Annotated in this window: 2 protein-coding genes; one reads left to right on the top strand and one right to left on the bottom strand. The window is 75.3% G+C overall.

The features are described from left to right. Positions 1-36: 36 nt before the first annotated feature. Positions 37-456 (bottom strand): 50S ribosomal protein L7/L12, encoded by a 420-nt coding sequence (locus KBX39_RS30410; protein WP_043325875.1) that lies wholly within the window; start codon positions 454-456, stop codon positions 37-39. A 66-nt stretch (positions 457-522) separates the two neighbouring features. On the opposite strand from KBX39_RS30410, the gene KBX39_RS30415 reads away from it, so the two are divergent. Beyond that, positions 523-1,779, top strand: a 1,257-nt coding sequence (locus KBX39_RS30415; protein ID WP_210873851.1) for an NAD(P)/FAD-dependent oxidoreductase, incomplete at its 3' end; no start/stop codon positions are given.

Genomic DNA, 1,779 nt, shown 5'->3' on the forward strand with positions numbered 1-1,779 from the left:
ACTATAAGGTGAACGCCCGGTGACGGCCGTCCGGCGTCAGAGGCCCTCGACGTACCGCTTCGCGTCGGCGAGCGACATGTGCGTGTGCTCGCGTACCACCTTGATCGCCTGGATCTTCTCGCCCCGGTGCAGCAGCCGCGCGGCCTCGGCCCGCACCGCGTCGTCGACGCCCTTTCCGGGCGCCGGAGGGCCGGGCGACCAGGACCCGCCGGCCGCCAGCGCGTCCACCGCCTGCTTCGCCTCCAGCAGCGACAGGCCGGTCTGCTCACGCAGCACCTTGACCGCCTCGACCCGGCGCCCCGCGTGGATCAGGCGGAGCACCTCGGCCTGCCCGCCGCCGGCCGGGCGATCCGGGGCGACCAGGTCCCGGGGACGGTCGCGCCGCAGCACGAGCAGGAGCAGGAACACCACCACGACGAGCGCCACCGCGAGCGCGATCTGGACAGCCGGAGACATGCCGGGAACGGTAGCGCCCCGCTGCGAACCCTCCCGCCCGTGCCCGGCCGCCGCTAGGGTCGCGGCATGAGCGAACGCACCGGGAGCGACGCGAGTGAGCTGCCGTCCCGCGCCGACGTCGTGGTGGTCGGCGCCGGGCACAACGGCCTGGTCTCGGCGATCCTGCTGGCCCGCGCCGGCCTGGACGTGCTGGTGCTGGAGGCGTCCGGGGTGATCGGCGGCGCGACCCGCACCGAGAACCCGTTCCCGAAGGTGCCGGGGCTGCGTCACTCCACCGGGTCGTACCTGCTCGGGCTGATGCCCCCGGAGCTGCTGGCCACGCTCGACGTGACCATCCCGGTACTGCGCCGCGACCCGCACTACTTCCTGCCCACGCCGGGCGGGCTCGGCTCGCCGTACCTGCTGGCGGGCAGCGACGTGGCGGCGAGCCGGCGGCAGCTCGCGGAGATGTTCTCCCCCGCCGACGTGGCAGCCGACGACGCGCTGCACGCCGAGCTGGCCCAGCTGCGGGAGGATCTCGCCCCGGCGTGGCTGGCCGAGCCGCTGCCGGTCGAGGAGACCGCCGAGCGCTACGTGCGGCCCGCGCTGCGGCAGGTCTTCGTCGACCTGGTACGCGGCTCGGTCGCCGACCACCTGGCCCGCTTCGACTTCCGCTCCGAGCTGCTGGTCAGCATGTACGCGGTCACCGACGGCCTGTCCGGGCTCAACGCCGGCCCGGACGACCCGGGCACCGGGCACAACTTCCTGGTGCACAACATGTGCCGGCTGCCGGGCGCGGACGGCACCTGGATGATCACCCGGGGCGGCATGGGCACGGTGTCGCGCACGTTCGCCGAGGCCGCCGTGCGCGCGGGCGCGCGGATCGTGGCCGACGCGCCGGTCACCGCCATCCGGCTGACCGGGGGCGCCGCCGCCGGAGTGACACTCGCCGACGGGCGGGAGGTGGACGCCCCGGTGGTGCTCGGCGGCTGTGACCCGTACCGGCTGATGGAGCTGCTGCCCGACGGCGCGCTCCCGGCGGAGCTGAACGCGCGGATGGCGGCGGTCCGCCGCCCCGGCACCACGCTCAAGCTCAACCTGGCGCTGACCGGGCTGCCCCGCTTCTCCTGCCTGCCGGCGGACGCGCCGAGCCCGTTCGGGTCGACCATCCCCCTGCTGCCCGGCTCGGCCTCGCTCGTCGGCGACGGCGGCGAGTCGCCGATGGCGGCGCTGCGCGGCATGTGGGCGGACGTGCGGGCCGGGCGGCTGCCGGACGAGCCGACGATCGAGTGGTACCTGCACACCACAGTCGACCCGTCGCTGTCCGACGAGGCGGGGCACCAC

The organism is Micromonospora sp. D75, from assembly GCF_018070405.1.
Classification (GTDB): Bacteria; Actinomycetota; Actinomycetes; order Mycobacteriales; family Micromonosporaceae; genus Micromonospora; species Micromonospora chalcea.

What these genes read in the sequence shown, in the direction of transcription:
- KBX39_RS30410 (WP_043325875.1), bottom strand. Translation starts at nt 456, where the DNA reads ATGTCTCCGGCTGTCCAGATCGCGCTCGCGGTGGCGCTCGTCGTGGTG.